The organism is Synechococcus sp. CB0101 (assembly GCF_000179235.2).
Classification (GTDB): Bacteria; Cyanobacteriota; Cyanobacteriia; order PCC-6307; family Cyanobiaceae; genus Vulcanococcus.
The window spans coordinates 842,248-860,016 of the sequence record NZ_CP039373.1 but is presented as its reverse complement, the minus strand read 5'-3'; the positions used below and the strand labels follow the sequence as shown (position 1 = coordinate 860,016).

The 17,769-nt window shown below is 65.4% G+C and carries 18 protein-coding genes; 11 read left to right on the top strand and 7 right to left on the bottom strand.

Annotation, left to right across the window (positions count from 1 at the left end):
• Positions 1 to 102: 102 nt before the first annotated feature.
• Positions 103 to 1,908, top strand: coding sequence for an SLC13 family permease (locus CB0101_RS04675; RefSeq protein WP_029552872.1), 1,806 nt, complete (start codon positions 103 to 105; stop codon positions 1,906 to 1,908).
• Between the two features lie 44 nt (positions 1,909 to 1,952).
• The gene (locus tag CB0101_RS04670) at positions 1,953 to 2,468 is read left to right on the top strand and encodes a DUF2062 domain-containing protein (protein ID WP_371413617.1); all 516 of its coding nucleotides are present in this window, start codon (positions 1,953 to 1,955) and stop codon (positions 2,466 to 2,468) included.
• On the opposite strand, the gene CB0101_RS04665 is transcribed toward CB0101_RS04670, so the two are convergent.
• Positions 2,459 to 3,472 carry a CNNM domain-containing protein gene (locus CB0101_RS04665; RefSeq protein WP_010306857.1) on the bottom strand — a complete coding sequence of 338 codons (1,014 nt, stop codon included), beginning with the start codon at positions 3,470 to 3,472 and terminating at the stop codon, positions 2,459 to 2,461. The genes CB0101_RS04670 and CB0101_RS04665 overlap by 10 nt on opposite strands.
• A 50-nt stretch (positions 3,473 to 3,522) precedes the next feature.
• Here CB0101_RS04665 and CB0101_RS04660 point away from each other — a divergent pair, with 50 nt between their 5' ends.
• From CB0101_RS04660 to bchL, 6 genes are all read left to right on the top strand, one after another.
• A complete protein-coding gene (locus CB0101_RS04660; protein ID WP_010306861.1) occupies positions 3,523 to 4,929 on the top strand; it encodes a potassium transporter TrkG in 1,407 nt (468 codons plus the stop codon).
• A 25-nt stretch (positions 4,930 to 4,954) separates the two neighbouring features.
• The gene (locus CB0101_RS04655; protein ID WP_010306866.1) at positions 4,955 to 5,659 is read left to right on the top strand and encodes a TrkA family potassium uptake protein; all 705 of its coding nucleotides are present in this window, start codon (positions 4,955 to 4,957) and stop codon (positions 5,657 to 5,659) included.
• 114 nt (positions 5,660 to 5,773) lie between these two features.
• Positions 5,774 to 7,051: a ferredoxin:protochlorophyllide reductase (ATP-dependent) subunit N gene (locus CB0101_RS04650; RefSeq protein ID WP_010306871.1), complete on the top strand. Its 1,278-nt coding sequence runs from the start codon at positions 5,774 to 5,776 to the stop codon at positions 7,049 to 7,051.
• A gap of 3 nt (positions 7,052 to 7,054) precedes the next feature.
• Positions 7,055 to 8,653 (top strand): ferredoxin:protochlorophyllide reductase (ATP-dependent) subunit B, encoded by a 1,599-nt coding sequence (locus tag CB0101_RS04645; RefSeq protein ID WP_010306875.1) that lies wholly within the window; start codon positions 7,055 to 7,057, stop codon positions 8,651 to 8,653.
• Positions 8,654 to 8,997: 344 nt separating this feature from the next.
• Positions 8,998 to 10,605, top strand: coding sequence for an amidohydrolase (locus CB0101_RS04640; protein ID WP_168187938.1), 1,608 nt, complete (start codon positions 8,998 to 9,000; stop codon positions 10,603 to 10,605).
• A 185-nt stretch (positions 10,606 to 10,790) separates the two neighbouring features.
• On the top strand, positions 10,791 to 11,675 hold the full coding sequence (bchL, locus tag CB0101_RS04635) for a ferredoxin:protochlorophyllide reductase (ATP-dependent) iron-sulfur ATP-binding protein (RefSeq protein WP_010306883.1): 885 nt from the start codon (positions 10,791 to 10,793) through the stop codon (positions 11,673 to 11,675).
• On the opposite strand, the gene CB0101_RS04630 is transcribed toward bchL, so the two are convergent.
• Genes CB0101_RS04630 through psaM form a run of 4 tightly spaced genes read right to left on the bottom strand, consistent with a single transcriptional unit; the run spans position 11,672 to position 13,638 of the window.
• The gene (locus CB0101_RS04630) at positions 11,672 to 11,935 is read right to left on the bottom strand and encodes a hypothetical protein (protein ID WP_246833822.1); all 264 of its coding nucleotides are present in this window, start codon (positions 11,933 to 11,935) and stop codon (positions 11,672 to 11,674) included. The genes bchL and CB0101_RS04630 overlap by 4 nt on opposite strands.
• A gap of 14 nt (positions 11,936 to 11,949) precedes the next feature.
• Complete coding sequence (locus CB0101_RS04625; RefSeq protein WP_010306890.1) at positions 11,950 to 12,945, bottom strand: protochlorophyllide reductase; 996 nt, start codon at positions 12,943 to 12,945, stop codon at positions 11,950 to 11,952.
• Between the two features lie 27 nt (positions 12,946 to 12,972).
• Complete coding sequence (locus CB0101_RS04620; RefSeq protein WP_010306892.1) at positions 12,973 to 13,476, bottom strand: hypothetical protein; 504 nt, start codon at positions 13,474 to 13,476, stop codon at positions 12,973 to 12,975.
• A gap of 60 nt (positions 13,477 to 13,536) precedes the next feature.
• Positions 13,537 to 13,638, bottom strand: coding sequence for a photosystem I reaction center subunit XII (psaM, locus tag CB0101_RS04615; protein ID WP_043717315.1), 102 nt, complete (start codon positions 13,636 to 13,638; stop codon positions 13,537 to 13,539).
• Positions 13,639 to 13,778: 140 nt separating this feature from the next.
• Between psaM and CB0101_RS04610 the strand changes: the two genes are divergently transcribed.
• Positions 13,779 to 14,255, top strand: a complete 477-nt coding sequence (locus CB0101_RS04610) for a CRR6 family NdhI maturation factor (protein WP_246833821.1) — start codon at positions 13,779 to 13,781, stop codon at positions 14,253 to 14,255.
• Here CB0101_RS04610 and CB0101_RS04605 read toward each other — a convergent pair.
• Positions 14,248 to 15,006, bottom strand: coding sequence for a sulfite exporter TauE/SafE family protein (locus CB0101_RS04605; protein ID WP_010306902.1), 759 nt, complete (start codon positions 15,004 to 15,006; stop codon positions 14,248 to 14,250). The genes CB0101_RS04610 and CB0101_RS04605 overlap by 8 nt on opposite strands.
• A 42-nt stretch (positions 15,007 to 15,048) precedes the next feature.
• Here CB0101_RS04605 and CB0101_RS04600 point away from each other — a divergent pair, with 42 nt between their 5' ends.
• Positions 15,049 to 15,771 carry a lipoate--protein ligase family protein gene (locus CB0101_RS04600; protein WP_010306906.1) on the top strand — a complete coding sequence of 241 codons (723 nt, stop codon included), beginning with the start codon at positions 15,049 to 15,051 and terminating at the stop codon, positions 15,769 to 15,771.
• Between the two features lie 19 nt (positions 15,772 to 15,790).
• On the opposite strand, the gene CB0101_RS04595 is transcribed toward CB0101_RS04600, so the two are convergent.
• Positions 15,791 to 17,017: a site-2 protease family protein gene (locus CB0101_RS04595; RefSeq protein WP_010306909.1), complete on the bottom strand. Its 1,227-nt coding sequence runs from the start codon at positions 17,015 to 17,017 to the stop codon at positions 15,791 to 15,793.
• Positions 17,018 to 17,073: 56 nt separating this feature from the next.
• Between CB0101_RS04595 and CB0101_RS04590 the strand changes: the two genes are divergently transcribed.
• Positions 17,074 to 17,766, top strand: a complete 693-nt coding sequence (locus CB0101_RS04590) for a phosphoribosylanthranilate isomerase (RefSeq protein ID WP_010306912.1) — start codon at positions 17,074 to 17,076, stop codon at positions 17,764 to 17,766.
• Positions 17,767 to 17,769: the final 3 nt, after the last annotated feature.

Below are 17,769 nucleotides of genomic sequence, written 5' to 3'. Positions count from 1 at the left end.
GGACGCCTCTGCGGTCGCTCCTGGGCCAGGGCTTGCTCCTGGTCTAAACCCGTAAATCCGACCTGAACACCGTTGTATGTTGGTGGTCTGCGTGCTCCTGCCGTGGCTGATCTCCTCAACGCGGTGCTCCAGCCAGGAGCTCTGATCACCCTGCTGGTGTTGCTGGGGTCGATCGTGCTCTTTGTGGGCGGCTGGTTGGCGCCCGAGCTCACGGGGTTGCTCGCCGCGGCGTTGTTGATCGTCACCGGCGTACTCAAGCCCTCGGAGGCGATGGAGGGTTTCGGCAGCCCGGCCCTGATCACCTTGATGGGCCTGTTTGCCCTCTCCTCAGGTCTGTTCCGCAGTGGCGGCCTCGATCGCCTGCGGGCCCTGATCGGCTCCGATGCCGTGCGCAGCCCCAAGCGGATGATTGCGGTGATGGTGGCGGCGGTGGGGCCGGTGTCGGCCTTTGTGCCCAATACCCCGATCGTCGCCAGCCTGCTGCCGGTGATTGAAGGCTGGTGCCAGCGGCGCGGGATTTCCCCCTCGAAGGTGTTGCTGCCGCTGTCGTTTGCCACAGTGCTGGGCGGCACCCTCACCCTGTTGGGCAGCTCGGTGAACCTGCTCGCCAGTGAAGTGAGCAGCAAGCTGGGCTATGGCTCCTTCGGCCTATTCAGCTTCACCCCCATTGGCATCGGCATCTGGCTGGTGGGCGGGGTGGTGATGGTGCTGCTGGCGGATCGCTTCCTGCCGGATCGCGGCATCGATGACGACGACCTGATCGCGTCGCTGGCCAGCGGCGGTTACCTCACGGAGGTGGAAATCCCAGCGGGCTCGGAGTTGATCGGTCAGTCGTTGCATGCCAGCCGGTTGCAGCGCCGTTTCGATGTGGATGTGTTGGAGCTGCATCGCGGCCCGGAACGCTTCCTGCCGCCCCTGGCGGATCGCACGCTGGTGTTGGGGGATCGCCTGCTGCTGCGCTGCAGCCGTGAGGATTTGCTGCGTCTGCAGCAGGATCACACCGTGGTGCTGGCCCCCACAGCTGAGGAGCCCAGCCGCCCTGATCAACAAAACAACCAGCGGATGCTGGAGGTGCTGCTGCCCGCCGGCTCCACCCTGGCGGGGGATTGCCTGCGGGATCTGCGCTTCCGCCAGCGATACAACGTGACGGTGCTGGCCCTGCGCCGCGGCAACGCCGTGCTGCGGGAGCGCCTGGGCCAGGTGCAGCTGCGTGAGGGGGATGTGCTGCTGCTGCAGGGGCCACAAGATGCCATCCGCGGCCTCCAGGCCAGCAACGATCTGGTGGTGCTCGAGCAGCTGGAGAAGGATTTACCAACGGTGAGCCGCAAGCGCATCGCCCTGCTGATCGGTGCGCTGGTGATCCTGCTGCCGGCGTTGGAGCTGATGCCGCTGGTGGCTTCGGTGCTGCTGGGCACGGTGGCCATGGTGGCCACCGGCTGCCTGCGGGCCGGTGAGCTGCAGCGGGCGATTCGCCTCGATGTGATCCTGCTGCTGGGATCCCTGGCCAGCTTCAGCGTGGCCCTGGAGAAAACCGGCCTGGCGGAGGCCCTGGCCCAAGCCCTGCTGCTCGGCCTGAGCCACTGGCCCGTGTATGCGGCGCTGCTGGTGGTGTTTCTGTTCACCACCCTGCTCACCGAGGTGATGAGCAATGCCGCCACGGTGGCGATGTTGATTCCGATTGCGGGCCAGCTGGCTCAGGGGTTGGGTCAGCCGCCCATGGCCTTCATTTATGCGGTGCTGTTCGGTGCCAGCCAGAGCTTTCTCAGCCCCGTGGGGTACCAAACCAACCTGATGGTGTTTGGTCCTGGTCGCTATCGCTTTCTCGATGTACCCCGCTACGGCTTCCCGCTCACCATCACCATGACCATCACGGTGCCGTTCCTGATTTGCCGCTGGTTCGGTCTCTGAGCCCCTCAAGCCGCGCTGTGATCGATCAGGATGGTGCCCTCTCGTTGACAGTTGAGCCCGTGCGGCCCAGCGCCAGTTCTTCGGATCGCCGCCCCTCACGTCATAAGAGCCTGTTGCGTTTGCTGCGGCAACGGCTGCTCTGGCTCTGGCACCACGAGGGCAGCCATGGCCAAAGGGCACGGGGCTTGGCGGTGGGCATTTTCATGGGCTGCTTCCCGTTTTTCGGGTTGCAGATCGTGCTGAGCGTGGCCCTCGCCAGCGTGGTGCGTGGCAACCACATCCTGGCGGCCGCCGGCACCTGGATCAGCAATCCGCTCACCTATCTGCCTCTCTATTGGTTCAACTACCAGTTGGGCTGCCTGGTGTTGGGCCCAGGGCCGGCTTTTCCCTCGCTGCAGGAGCTGCAGCAGGCGCCGCTCTGGGATCTGGGCTTGGCGATGAGTGGCCGGCTTCTGCTGGGTTCCCTCTTGGTGGGATTCATCGGTGCCGTACTGCTGGGGGGCGGCTATTGGCTGCTGCTGGAACACAAGCAGCGTCGCCGCGTCAACGTTCAGTCCTGAGCGGCAGTGGCGTTGTCAGGCAGGCGCTTCCAGCCCGCCAGCACGCCGAGGATGTCGGCGGCGCTCACCAGGCCCACGAAGGCCCCGAATTCATCCACCACCACCCGCACCGAGCTGCGATCTCCGCGGCGGAAGGTGGTGAGCAGCCGGTCGGCTCGGATCATCTCGGGAACGTATTGAGGTGGGTCGCACAGCTCGCAAACCAACCGCTGGCCGCCGCCCTGCAGGAGTTCACCCAGGGCTTCTTCGCGGCTCTGCACCCCCAACACCTCATCCACCTCTTCACCCAGCACCACCCACCAGGCGTCTTCCGGTGCCTGGAGGATCTCTTGGCGCACGGATTCAAGGCTGGCGGTACCCGGAAGCGAGGGCGTTGCCACCCGCGACACCATCAGATCGCGGGCGGTGAGGTCGTTGAGAGCGAACACCTTGCCGATCATTGCCGCCTCATCTGCTTCGATCTGCCCCTGTTGGGAGCCCAGCCGCGCCATCAGATGGATCTCCCGTTCATTGGTGGTGAGATCGGCCTCGGCGGTGATGGCCGGCATCAGCTTCTCCAGCAGCAACAGCAGCGGCAGGGTGAGGCGCTCCAGCAGCAGCAGCACCCGCGACGCCGCCAGGGAGATCGGCATGGCGAAGCTGTTGCCGATCGCCTTGGGCAGGATCTCCGCCAGCAGGATCACCGCCACGGTGAAGCCCACGTTGAAGAGCACCAGGGCGGCCGCTCCCCCAGCCTCATGTTTGAAGGTGTGATCGGCCTGGCTGCCCAGCAGCATCGAGCCGGAAATATTGAAGAGGTTGTTGATCACCACCAGCAGCGCCAGGGCTCGCCCCGGGCGCGCTTTGATCCGTTCGAGAGCCCGTGATCCCGGCACCCGTTGCTGCACCAGGGTGTGCACCTGGATCGGATTCACCGTGAGCATTGCCGCCTCGGTGCTGGAGGCCAGCGCCGAGCCCACCAGGATCAGCGCTGCCATGGCCAGCAGCACAACGATCGGATTCATCGCGGGGGTGGGGATGCGAGTTGGACCGGACCTTACCTACGGTTTGCGGGATGAACTCGTCTCCGAGCAATCCGGTTCAGGCGCTGCAGCGCTGGCGCCATCAGCTCACCGTGCCCCAGTTCACGGTGGTGACGGGTCTGCTGGTGATTGTGGTGGGCACCTTTTTGCTCGCCTCACCCCTGTGCTCCACCAGTGCGGTGGGCCTGTGGCAGGCGCTGTTCACCGTGACCTCCGCCATCACCGTGACGGGGCTTTCGGTGATTTCGGTGGGCAGTGATCTCACCACGGTGGGCCAGGTGGTGCTGGCCGGGTTGATCCTCACGGGCGGTTTGGGCCTGATGGCGATCACCACCTTCCTGCAGGGGTTTGTGCAGGGGCGCTCGGGTCTGCGCCATCGTCTGGATAAGGGTCGTGCCCTTGATGAATTCGGGGTGGGCGGCATCGGCCCCACCTTCAACAGCATCCTGATCACGGCCGTCTGCGTGATGGGCCTCGGTGCCGTTGTGCTCTACGCCTTTGGCTTCACGAACATCGAGCAGCCAAGCCAACGGCTCTGGGCCTCGGTGTTTCACGTAATCAGCGCCTACAACAACGCCGGCTTTGGCCTGTGGGACAACAGCCTGGTCGACTACCGCGACAACGCCGTGGTGAACGGTGTGATCGCTTCGATGATCGTGATCGGCGGCATCGGTTGGCGGGTGATCAACGACCTCTGGGCCAATCGTCTGCGCCTGCGGCGTCTTCGCCGCCTCAACTTGCATACGCGCCTGGTGGTGCGCAGCACGGTGCTGTTGATCGTGGTTGGGGCGATCGGCCTGCTGATCACCGAGCATTTCGGCTACCGGGCCAGTGCCATGGGTGATCTGGGCCTGTGGCAGAAGCTGCAGATCACCCTGTTTCAATCGATCACCACCCGCACGGCGGGCTTCAACACGATTCCGCTGTCGGCTGCATCCATCACCGACGCCGGCTTGTTGTTGATGATCCTGTTGATGTTCATCGGCGCCAGCCCCGGCGGCACCGGCGGCGGCATCAAAACCACAACCTTCGCGATCCTGATGGGGGCGACCCGCTCCACCCTCGAGGGGCGCAGCGATGTGCTGATGCATCGCCGTCAAATCCCCGACGGCACTGTGCTGCGGGCCGTGGGGGTGACCCTCGCCTCGGTGCTGTTTGTGGTGTTGATGGCACTGTTGCTGGGGATCGGCCCCTCAGCCGCCGGGGCGAGCGGTCATCAAACCTTCAGCTTTCTCGAGAAGCTGTTCACCTGTGTGTCGGCCTTCGCCACCGTGGGCCTCGATCTGGGGGTGACGGCCAACCTCAACCGCTGGGGGCAGCTGGTGCTGATGGTGGGCATGTTTGTGGGCCGGATCGGCATTCTGCTGTTGCTCTCCGCTCTCTACGGCAACCGCCCCCAGCTACGGGTGGGGTACCCCAGGGAAGACCTCTACGTCTAGAAAAGGTGGGCTTGCAGGTGCAGCTGTGAATCAGTGGTGGCAGTGGGGCGCTGATGGTGAGGGCGGTCGCGGCGGCTTCGCGGTGATCGGTGTCGGTCGTTTTGGCTCCTCGGTGTGCGCCGAGCTGGTGCGTGCTGGAGCGGATGTATTGGCGATTGATTCCAGCCAACGCGCGATTGATGAACTGCGCCAGCTGGATCCATCGATCGAGTGCCGCGTGGTGGATTGCACCGATGAAGAGGCCTTGCGCGCCGCCGGTGTGCTGGATCTGGAAACCGTGGTGGTGGCGATGAGCGATCCGATCGAGGCCAGCATCACCGCCACCTTGATCTGCAAAGACGCCAAAGGCACCCGGGTGAAAACGGTGATCGCTCGTGCCACGAGCGATCTGCACATGAAGATGTTGCAGCGCGTTGGCGCTGATCGGGTGGTGTTCCCCTCAAAAATGATGGGGCAGCGCCTCGGTCTTGAACTGGTGCGCCCCAATCTCCTGGAGCAGTTGCGCCTCGATGACCGCAGCTGCATCGAGGAGATCAAGGTGCCGGGCTCGTTTGTGGGCCATTCGCTCCGGGATCTCAACCTGCGCAAGCACTACAACGTGAACGTGCTCGCCGCTGGTCCGGTGGGCCATCTCGATGTGAACCCGCCCGCCTCGCATGTGCTCGCCCAGGGGGAATTGCTGGTGGTGATGGGCTCAGAGGAGGCCCTGCGCTCGTTGCCGGGTAGCTGAGAACCCAGGCGGCCTGTGGTTGTTTCCACACCGCTGGTTTAAGGGTTGTGCACAGAGGGTTTGCTGCAAGCTCCGGCTGGCGCTAGCGAGGGTGGGCACGGCAGGAGGCCGGCCATGGCATCGAGCATCGCCACACGCGCATCGGCGGAGACGGATCTGCCCCCACCTCTCAAGGAAAGCGGCCAGCGGGAGGTGTTCTGCGGGCTGACCTCGATCGTGTGGCTGCACCGGCGGATGCCGGATGCCTTCTTCCTGGTGGTGGGCTCGCGCACCTGCGCCCACCTGATCCAGAGCGCCGCCGGCGTGATGATCTTTGCCGAGCCGCGCTTCGGCACCGCGATCCTCGGCGAACGGGATCTGGCTGGTCTGGCCGATGCCAACGAAGAGCTCGATCGATTGGTGGCGCAGCTGCTGGAGCGCCGCCCTGAGATCCGCACCCTGTTCCTGGTGGGCAGCTGCCCCAGCGAGGTGATCAAGCTCGATCTGGCGAAAGCGGCCGAGCGGCTCAACCAGCAGCATGCTGGCCGCGTGATGGTACTCAACTACAGCGGCAGTGGCATCGAAACCACCTTCACCCAGGGGGAAGACGGCGCCCTGCAAGCGCTGATTCCGCTGATGCCCAGCAGCGATCAGGTGCAGCTCTTGATCGCCGGCACCCTGGCCGATGCGGTGGAAGACCGCCTGATCGGCCTGTTCCACAAGCTCGGGATCGAGCGGGTGGCGAGCCTGCCGCCGCGCCGCTCCACGGAGCTCCCCGCGGTGGGCCCGGGCACCAAGTTGCTGCTGGCGCAACCCTTCCTGAGCGGCACCGCCCGGGCCCTGATCGACCGCGGTGCAGAACTCATTCGCGCTCCCTATCCCTTTGGCGTGGAGGGGAGCCGGGATTGGATGGCCGCGGCGGCCAGCGCCTTTGGCGTGGCGCCGGCCCGGGTAGCCGAGGTGTTGGATCCCCTGGTGGAGCGTGGGCAGCGGGCTTTGGCTCCGATGCGGGAGACATTGGCGGGGAAACGGCTCTTCCTGCTGCCTGATTCCCAGCTGGAAATCCCGCTGGCACGCTTCCTCAGCCGCGAGTGCGGGATGGAGCTTGTGGAGGTGGGCACGCCCTACCTCGATCGCCAGCTGATGGCGGAGGAGCTCGCCTTGCTGCCCTCCGGCACCCAGCTGAGTGAAGGGCAGCACGTGGAGAACCAGCTGCAGCGGGTGCGGCAGCAACGCCCGGATCTGGTGGTGTGCGGCCTGGGGCTGGCGAACCCGCTCGAGGCGGAAGGCATGGCCACCAAGTGGTCGATCGAGCTGGTGTTCAGTCCCATCCATGGCATCGATCAGGCCGCTGATCTGGCCGAACTCTTCGCCCGCCCTTTGCGCCGTCGCCACGCCCTCTCGTTTGCCTGACCGATGGAACTCACCCTCTGGACTTACGAAGGCCCCCCCCATGTGGGCGCCATGCGCATCGCCGCTTCGATGGAGGGGGTGCACTACGTGCTGCATGCCCCCCAGGGCGACACCTACGCCGATCTGCTGTTCACGATGATCGAGCGGCGGGATCGGCGCCCGCCCGTCACCTACACCACCTTCCAGGCCCGTGATCTCGGCGGCGACACCGCCGAGCTGGTGAAGCGCTCGATCGCCGATGCCGTGGAGCGCTTCCAGCCTGAGGCGCTGCTGGTGGGCGAGAGCTGCACCGCTGAGTTGATTCAGGACCAACCCGGTGCCCTGGCGGCGGGCATGGGCTTCGGTGATCTGCCGATCGTGAATCTGGAGCTGCCCGCCTACTCCAAAAAGGAGAACTGGGGCGCGGCGGAAACCTTCTACCAACTGGTGCGCAACCTGCTGAAGCCGCAACTGCCGGCGCCGGGTTCACCCAAGCCCGATCCAGCCCGCTGGCGCTCCGAAGGCCGCCGGCCGCGGGTGAATCTGCTGGGGCCGTCGCTGCTGGGCTTCCGCTGCCGCGACGACGTGCGCGAGATCACGCAACTGCTGGCGAGCTACGGCATGGATGTGGCGGTGGTGGCTCCTCTGGGAGCGCGGCCTTCCGACCTGATGCGGATCCCCACGGCTGACGCCAATGTCTGCCTCTATCCAGAGGTGGCGGGCACGCTCTGCAGTTGGCTGGAGCGTCAGTTCGGGATGGTCTGCGCCCGCACGGTGCCGATCGGGATCGGGGCGACGGTGGCGTTCTTGCGGGAACTCCACGGGCTCCTCGAACTGGAGCTGCCGGCGGAGCTGCAGCCGGGCGCTGATGGGGTGTGTGAGGCCGAGCGCCGCTCCCGTTTGCCCTGGTATTCCCGCTCGGTGGATTCCACGTATCTCACCGGGAAGCGTGTGTTTGTGTTCGGTGACGCCACCCATGCCATCGCCGCCGCCCGCATTGCCAGCCGCGAGCTGGGCTTTGAGGTGGTGGGCTTGGGCACCTACAGCCGCGAGTTGGCCCGGGAGGTGCGCGCTGCAGCCCAGGAGCTGGGGCTGGAGGCCCTGATCAGCGACGACTACCTCACCGTTGAGGCAGCGATCGCCGAGGCGGCACCAGAGTTGGTGCTGGGCACCCAGATGGAGCGCCATAGCGCCAAGCGCTTGGGGATTCCCTGCGCCGTGATCAGCACGCCCCTGCATGTGCAGGATGTGCCGGCCCGCTACGCCCCGCAGATGGGCTGGGAGGGGGCCAATGTGATCTTTGACTCCTGGGTCCACCCGCTGATGATGGGCCTGGAAGAACACCTGATCGGGATGTTCCGCCACGACTTCGAATTCGTGGATGGCCACCGCAGTCACCTGGGCGATGGAGCACCGGCTGCTCCAGCTCCAGCAATTTCCGCGGACACGCCCGTGGCGCTCGGGTTGCAGTGGAGTGCTGAGGGCGAAGCAGAACTGGCCAAGATCCCCTTCTTTGTGCGCGGCAAGGTGCGCAAGAACACGGAGGCTTTCGCTCGTGAGCGCGGCCTGGCGGTGATTGATAGCGAGGCGTTGTACGAGGCCAAGGCGCATTTCAGTCGCTGAGCTCAGCGGCATGCCTGGCCCTGCCAGATCACAAACGCCAACAACGGAAACCAGCCCGCGGATTCGGCTGCACCCTGTAACCAGATGGTGTGGCCCGGATGTGCATCGGATGTGAGCTCAGCCAACAGCTGAGCAGCTGCTTTAGCCAGGCCGTTCTCGCCCGGGCAGGCACCACCAGTCGCCGCCGGGTGCTGCAGGCCGGTGCGCTGATGGCCGCCTCCGCCGTCGCCCCCAGCCTTCTCAAGGGTGATGCTCAGGCCGCACCAGCGAACGGCAAGGCCGACTGGCTGTTTGAAGGCGGAACGATTCTCACCATGGAATCCGATCGGCCCCGGGCAGAAGCGGTGGCCGTGCGCGGGCGCGAGATTGTGTATGTGGGTGACCGCCGGGGCGCTCAGGCCTGGGTGGGGCCTGCCACCCAGCGCGTGGATCTCAAGGGCGGCATGTTGTTGCCAGGGCTGATTGACAGCCATGTGCACCCGATGGTGGGCGCCCTGTTGCGCAGTGGCGTTGGGCTCAAGATTGAGTGGCAGGAACGTGAAGTGCTCGATGCGATCGCCACCTATGTGAAAGCCAATCCCGGCACAGGTGTGTTTTTTGGTCAGGGCTGGAATTCAAATCTGTTTCGTGCTCAGGGAGGCCCGCATCGGCGTGATCTAGATGCCATCAGTGCTGATCGCCCCATCTTTTTCTTCTCCTCCGATGGCCATTCGGGCTGGGCGAATAGCAAAGCGCTAGAGCTTGCCGGGATCACGGCCAAGACCCCTGATCCTCCTGTTGGTGGTTATGTGCGAGATCAGGATGGTCAGCCGACCGGTTACATCCGCGAAGTGCCGGCGATGCTGCCGGTGATCAATGCACTCAATCTTCTGGATCCAGGCACCTATGGGCCAACGCTGCTGAAGCTTCTGCGTCAGTTCTCGGCGATGGGGTTTACCAGTGTGTTTGATGCTGCTATGCCCTTTGGCCAGATCCCTGTTTTTACGGCTGTTCAGCAGTTGGATCAGAAGGGTGATCTGCCCGTGCGCTTGCACACCACGCAAGTGGTGACGAGTGAAGACGACGTTCAGAACGCAGTTCAATCCCTCACAGAGCTTCGAAGCAAGTTCGGCTCAGAGCACTTTCAGATTTCCACGGTCAAGGTTGTCGGCGATGGAGTGATCGAGAATCGTCAGGCTGCCTTGCTTGAACCCTATCTCGAGCCTGCCGGAACCTATGGGCGCCTTGCGATTTCTACCGATTCGCTGGTCAAGTTGCTCCGCCAATGTCATCAGGCCGGCTTTGACCTGCACTATCACACCATTGGAGATGCGTCCCTCAGGCAGGCCCTCGATGCCTTGGCGACCTGCCGTCAAGCGGGTCAGGATCCGAAGCTCACCTTGGCCCATGTGCAGATCGTTGACGATGCGGATCAGGCTCGTCTCGCCAGGTTGAAGCCCCTGATTAGTAGTACGGGTATTTGGTGCATTCGCTTCCAGGAGGTAGAGAAGGCGATCGGCACAGAGCGTTACAGCAAAATGTTCCGTTTCGGGCGTCTGCAGCGTGATCACGGGTTGAACGTGGCGCTGGGCAGCGACTGGCCGGCGACCTATGCGAGCGGCACCCTTGGGATTGAGCCGATGTTGAATGTTCAGGCGGCCATCCTGAGGCAACCACCGCCGCCGCTGTTAGAGGCGATGAAGGGTTCGCTTGGGCCCAATGCCAGTGAACCCCTGCCGCCGATGCAGGATGCTTTCACCCTCAATGGCGCCTTGGAGGCTTACACCATTGCTGGTGCCAGGCAGTTGGGCATTGATAGCATCACCGGATCGATCAAGGTTGGGAAGCGTGCTGATTTGTGCGTGTTGGATCAGGATCTGACACGGCTTCCTACTGAACAGATCTACAGCACGCGCTGCATGCTGACGTTGATGGATGGAGTGTCGCGGCATGATGCACGCCAGGCGAGTTGAGCGGCTTGTATGAGAGCAGCCCGCGCTGACAGATTGTTCCCTTTGCCTTGAGTATTTATGCCTATCTTTAGGTCTATGTGTGTGCAGATGCGCACCCTTCGGGGATTGATGTTTCGCTTTGCCCTGAATGCTGTTGCGTGGTCGCCATGCGGGGGTTGGATGAAGATACAGAAGCCCTGGCTTGTATGACCACCACGCTCACCCGGCCCGATGGCGAAGGCAGCGTTCAGGTGCACCAGGAGGCTGGCCTCCAGATCGAAGAGGGCGCGCTGGTGATTGCCGTTTACGGCAAAGGCGGCATCGGCAAGAGCACCACCAGCTCCAACCTCTCAGCAGCCTTCTCCAAGCTGGGCAAACGGGTGCTGCAGATCGGGTGTGATCCCAAGCACGACAGCACCTTCACGCTCACCAAGCAGATGGTGCCCACGGTGATCGACATCCTCGAAACCGTGGACTTCCACACTGAAGAGCTCCGCCCGGAAGACTTCGTGTTTGAAGGTTTCAACGGCGTGCAGTGCGTGGAATCCGGTGGTCCGCCGGCGGGCACGGGCTGCGGCGGTTACGTGACCGGGCAAACCGTGAAGTTGCTCAAGGAGCACCATCTGCTCGAAGACACCGATGTGGTGATCTTTGATGTGCTCGGCGATGTGGTGTGTGGCGGCTTTGCGGCGCCGCTGCAGCATGCCGACTACTGCCTGATCGTGACCGCCAACGATTTCGATTCGATCTTTGCGATGAACCGGATCATTGCGGCGATCCAGGCCAAGGCCAAGAACTACAAGGTGCGCCTCGGTGGCGTGGTGGCCAACCGCTCCAAGGACACCGACCAGATCGATCGCTTCAACGATCGCGTGGGCATGAAGACGATGGCCCACTTCCCCGACCTCGACGCGATCCGCCGCTCGCGCTTGAAGAAGTGCACGATCTTCGAGATGGAAGCCACTCCCGAAGTGGAGGCGGTGCAGAACGAATATCTGCGGCTGGCCCAATCGATGCTCGACAGCGTGCAGCCCCTCGAGGCCGAATCGCTCAAAGATCGCGAGATCTTCGATTTGTTGGGCTTCGACTAGATCCTCAGGCGTGTCACCTCTGCCTGGATGGCGCCGCGGCGGGTACTCACGGCGATGGATTCACGCGTAAAAATTTCAACGCGAATTCCTGCCCGGCTGATCAACGCCAAGGTGCCCAACAGCCCGGCACCACTCACCAGCACGACAGATGGCCAAATCAAGTGCACGGGCATGGCTCCCATCAGGAGGGGGGTGAGCACACCCGCGCCGAAGCCCATCAGGACGAGTGGGCTTCGGCGAAGCAGGTCAGCTGGGCCCATGCACTTGCCTCAGATCACGCCAGCCCCACAAGTTTCATCGATTCCTCCCACACACCCTGGGCGGTTTCGGGATTGCTGGCTTTGTCGGAGAGCTCCTGGCTGAACTGCTTGCCTTCCTTCTTCTGGCGGTTGCCCCAGCTCCAGTGCACGCCGGAGGCGGCAAAGGCCGGATCAGCCACCACCTGGGCAACGCGCTCGCCCGCCAGGGCTTGGCTCACATAGCCGCCGGTGATGTTCTTCTGGAACCAGGGGAAGATCGTTTGGAACGCCTTCGGGGTGTTGCGGAACAGCGGTGTGTCGGCCACGCAACCTGGGTAGAGCGAGCTGAACACGATGCCGGTGGAGGAATGCAGGCGGCGGTGCAGCTCCTGGGTGGTGATCATGTTGCAGAGCTTGCTGTCCTTGTAGGCCTTGCCGGGCTTGAAGGGCTTGCCGTTGGCCATGGCAATGGGTGTCTTGAAGCCGGCCTTGAAGCCGCTCAGATCGCCCAGGTCGGCAGGGGCGGGGATGGGGATCTTGCCGCCGAGTTCCTTTGAGTTGGCGGTCACCGTGCCCAGGATCACCACCCGGCGGGAGGGGTGCTGCGAGGCCTGCAGCTCAGGCAGCAGAAGCTGGATCAGAAGGAAGTGGCCCAGGTGGTTGGTGGCCATCGAGAGCTCATAGCCCTGGGGAGAGCGCTCGGGCTCCTTCAGGCGCGGCTTGTACACCGCCGCATTGATCACCAGCGCATCGAGACCGAAGCCCAGAGAACTCACGAGGGTTTCCACACCCACGCGCACGCTCTCGAGATCGCCCAGGTCGATGCGCAGGTGATGCAGGCGTTCGCTGGGGATGCCGAGGGCATCGGCGGCCGCTGCCGCCCGCACGGGATCGCGGTTGGCGGTCACCACGGTCCAGCCGCGCTCCACCATCGCTTTGGTGGCATTGAGGCCCACCCCGGAGGTGGTGCCTGTGATCAAAACAGCGCCGGGGCTGCTGCTGGAGCTGGATGCGCTGCTGCTGGCCACCATGAAGCCCGGGATACGGCGGGCCTCAAGTTATCGACTGGCCTGCGGCTTCTCGGTGCTTGGCTGCTGCTGCTCAACAGTTGGAAATGGGGCGGCTGCAGGGGAGGGGCTGCCTTGACCCGGGGTGGTCCACACCACGCGCATCCGGTTTGGGGCGATCCACTGGTCTTGCTCCTGGATCAGGCGCTGCTCACCACCGGTGGTGAACAGGTCGTCGAAGCGTTGCTGGGCCTTGTTCAGCTTCGCCTGCTGAATGTTGAGCACGGCGGTGATCTCGCCGTAGCGATCGAGCCGTTCGCGGTAGGCACCGCCTAGGCGCACCAGGCTCACCACGGCCACCAAGCCCAGTCCCACCTTCAGGGTGAGGCCGATGCCACTGCAAAGCAGCTCCTGGGCCGGCGTGGAGGGCCGCAGAGAGGCGGGCGGGGTTGGCGGTGCCTGTGGCGCGGATCGGGGCGCGCGACCCTTGGCGCTGTGCTGACACCGTGGCGCGGATCGCCGCTGCGATGGCTGGGCGGTGCGGGGCAGGCTCAAAGCTTGCGATGGAGCAGTTGTGGCCCGCTTTTAGCAGGCCACAACCGCGCTGCCAAGGGATCAGGCGCGGTAGAGGCTGGCGGCCAGACGCACGGCAAGCACACCCGCGTGGGCAGCCACCACCAGGGCAATCAGCACTTCGGCCTGGGTGAGGGACGTCATGGCCTGATTCAAAGCAGAAATCCAGCCCATTCTCCCGCAGCTGCGCGGGCTTGCCAGGCCTGTGGCGCTGGCCTGTCACAGCTCGACACCCCCTCGTTCCAGCTGCTGGCTACGGTCGGCTTCCATTGCCGGCCGCTGCCTTGTCCCCTGCAGGACCCGTGTTGATCGCCCAGCAACAGGTGCTGGAGCGCAGCCTGGCCCCGCTGGAGCCCTGGTTCTCCCTGGAGCCGGAGGCGTTGCTGCAGCAGAGCGGCAGCCTCGAGCTGAATTTCGAGTGGCCTCGCGCCAGCGACGATCCCCGCGAGCTCTCTGAAATTCCGGAGCTGCGGGTGTGGAGCCTGAGGGCCGATGCCCTCTGCCCCTGGCTGCCGCTGTTGTTGGAGCGCAGCAGCGGTCAGCTCACCCGCCATGTGGCGATGCTGTTGCCCCACAGCTTCAGCCGCAGCGAGGGCATCCGCTTTGCCCCCGACAGCCTTGAGCTGTGGATGACCCACCGGCTTTTCCTGCTCGATCACTGGTCGCGGGGCCAAGGTCTCAATTGCCGCGGCAACCTTGAACAGATGGCAGCGGTGCTCGGCTTTGAGCTTGATGGCAGCTTCTGGCAGGGGCTCAGCTGAGCGCCAGCTGGACAGCCCGGCGGCTGGCATCAAGGGCCAGCAACACACACAGCAGCCGCAGCAGCCACACCAACTTCGCCTCGCTCACCGATTGCAGCCGCGACGCTGACCACTGGGCAGCAATCGCGGCGGCGCCCCCGAGCAGCAGACCCATGCCGAGGTTGCCTCGGCCATCGCTGGTGAAGGTCACCGCAGCGGTTGCCGCTGAGGCGCAGACCGCGATCGTGCTCAGGCGGATCGCCTGATACACGCGAATCCCCAGGCCCTGCACCATCAGCGGCACCATCACCAGGCCGCCGCCCACCCCCAGCAACCCGCTCGACCATCCCGCCACCAGACCCACCCCGCTCAGGCCCGCCAAGGGCAGGTGGTCGGGGGCCTCGGCTTGGTCGCTGCGGCGCGGGGCGATCACAAGGGCCAACACGCCGTACATCAGCGCCTGCAGCCCCAACAGGTGCCAGTCTTCAAGGTCGTCACCCGCCTGGCTGAACACCAGCGCCCCCGCGATGGCACCGCCGGCAATGGCCAGCACGGCCCGCGCCGGAACCTGGCCGCTGCGCAGGTGCGCCCAGCTGCCCGCCAGGGTGGTGGGCAGGATCGCCAGGGTGCTGGTGGCCAGCGCCTGATGGGGCGTCAGCCCAACGGCAAGCAGCAGCGGCGAAAAGATCAGCCCGCCGCCGATGCCCAGCAGGCCCGAGAGCAGGCCCGCCAGCAGTCCCAGGGGCAGGAGCGGCAGCAGGTCCCAGGGCATGGCTCGGCCGCGGCAAGGTGGGTCCAGCATCCCTGAAGGCGGTTGAGCGAGGCTGGGCCCTGGCACTGGATTCCGCCGATCACGGCAGGGGCGGCCACGCAGATGGCGATCGATCGCTGGATGCTGCAGCAGCTGCTGGCGGGAGGGCCGCCGCTCCTGCGGCTCTATCGCTGGAGCGCACCTTCTCTCTCCCTTGGTCGCCATCAGCAGCGCTGGCCAGCGCACTGGCGCGGGGCCGCTGTGGAGCTGGTGCGGCGCCCCAGTGGTGGCCGGGCGGTGCTCCACGCTGGCGAACTCACCTATGCGCTGGTGCTTCGGCCCGAGCAACGTGACCGCGCAGCGGTGTACCGCCATTGCTGCCACTGGTTGCAGGAGGCGCTGGCCCTGGCCGGGGAGCCGCTCCAGTTCGGGGAGGCCAGCCCTGCAGCAGCGGCCCAGCGCAGCAGCTGTTTTGCCACCGCCACCGCCGCGGATCTGGTGAGTGCCAGCGGCACCAAGCGCATCGGCAGCGCCCAGCTCTGGCATCGCGGCGCCCTGCTCCAACACGGCAGCCTGTTGCTGGATCCGCCGGTGCCCCTCTGGCAGGAGCTCTTTGAAGCGGATCCGCCGCCGCTGGCACCCCTGGCCTGGAGTGCCGACCAGCTGGAGCAGCAGTTGCGCCAGGCCGCGGAGCAGCACCTCTGCGGCGGCGCCTTGATCGCTCAGCCTCTCAGCCCGGCGGAGTGGGAGGCCGTGCGGGCTCTCGAACCCCTGGGGCAGGTGTAATCCGGAGAGCTGGTGGGCTTCAGCCTTCGCCGCTGGCTTCGATGCTGCGGGCTACGGGTGCCAGACCCATGCCGAGCGGGTACACACCCTGGCGGCGGGCTGCATCCAGGATTGGCTGGGGCAGGCGCACACCCAGCTTCTCCAGCACCCGCTCCGCCAGCTCGGGGCGCTCCAGGGTGCCGCTGGGGAGCCCGGCGGGGCCCAGCACCAACAGGCGCGGCGTATCGGGTTGATCGAGGCGCAGCACTGCTTGCCACAGCGGCGCCTCGGCGCTGATCTGCGGCAGCTGATCGAGAGGTTGCAGGTGATCGCCCACCTGCTCCTGCTCCCAGCGCTGCACCGGCAATTGCTGCAGAGGGGCATCGCTGATGAAGCCCTGCCAGCGGCCTTGGCGGGTTACCAGCAGCCAATCGGCCAGCCCAGGGCCGTCGCCCTGGCGCAGGCGGCTGAGCTGTTTCAGGGTGCTGTCGGCTTCGAGCACGCGGAAGCGGCGTTGGGCCGCATCTTTCACCTTCAGCTGCCGCAGCACCCCTTGCAGGGCCAGCAGCTGGCTCTGGTTGCGGGCGGCACCGAGGCCGAACCAGCCCAGCAACATCAGCCAGAGGCCACCCACGCTGGCGCCCCGCAGCAGCAACACCACGCCCAGGCCGATCGCCAGCAGCGAGAGGAAGCGGCCCGTGGCGGTGGCCGCCTGGGTGCCTTTGCGCTGGCTACCGCTGAACTGCCACACCAGCGCCTTGAGGATCAGGCCGCCATCGAGGGGCAGGCCTGGCAGCAGATTGAACAGGGCGAGCACCAGGTTGAGGCCGCCCAGTTCGTTCACCATTGCCCCCAGCAGCGGTGAAGCATGGGCAACGCTGTGGCCGCTGGCCAGCAGCACCGCCGCCAGCACCAGGCTCACCAGCGGTCCGGCGGCGGCCACCAGCAGGGAGCCGATCGCGGTGGGGCATTCCCGCTCCACGCTGGCCACGCCCCCGAGCAAAAACAGGGTGATGCTGCGCACCTGCACGCCCTGCTGCAGCGCCACCAACGAATGGCCCAGCTCGTGCAGTAGCACCGACACAAACAGCAGCACGGCCGTGAGGAGCCCCAGCCCCCAGAGCGCGAGGCTGCTGCCGCTTCCGCTCAGCTGCTGGCTGTATTGCTGTTGGAAGGCCACAGTGGCCAACCCCAGGATCACAAACCAGCTGGGATGGATGCGCAGGGGAATGCCGCGGATCTTCAGCAGCTGCCAGCCCTCGCCCACACGGTGCTTCCCAATGGCTCGATCCTAGAAAGGCCAGGCTGCTGCGGCCGTTTGTGATGTTGACCCCCTCTGCCGCGCAGCCCTGGCTGAAGGTGTGCGGTCTGCGCAGCCCGGAGCAGGCCGCAGCGGTGGCCGCCCTTGGTGCCGATGCCATCGGTGTGATCGCGGTGTCCCAATCGCCGCGCTGGCTGGCGCCGGAGCAGCGCCCCGCCCTCTTTCACGCCGTGAGTGCGGCCCGGCCCGGTTGCCTGGGGGTGCTGGTGGTGGCGGATCCTGTTGAGACGGATCTGCCTCACCTGGGGCCTGATGCGGGTCATCAGGTGCTGCAGCTGCATGGCGGCGAATCACCCGAGCGCTGCGCCGAGTTGCGGCAGCGTTTGGGGCCGGAGCTCATGGTCTGGAAAGCGTTGCGGATTCGCAGCCAGCAGGATCTGGAGCGGGCGGAGGCCTATGCCCCTGTCGTGGATGCCCTGTTGCTCGATGCCTGGGTGCCCGATCAGCTCGGCGGCACCGGCCACCGCATTCCGATCGAATGGCTGGCGGGGTTCCAGCCCTCGCTGCCCTGGTGGTTGGCGGGTGGGATCACCCCCGAAACCCTCCCCAGCGCTCTGCAGGCGCTGGGGACCCATCCGCCGGTGGGGGTGGATGCCTCCAGCGGTGTGGAGCGTGCGCCCGGCGACAAAAATCTGGATCGGGTGGCCCAGCTTGTGACGGCCGTGGCCGCCTTCCGCCAGGATCGCCGCAGCTGAATC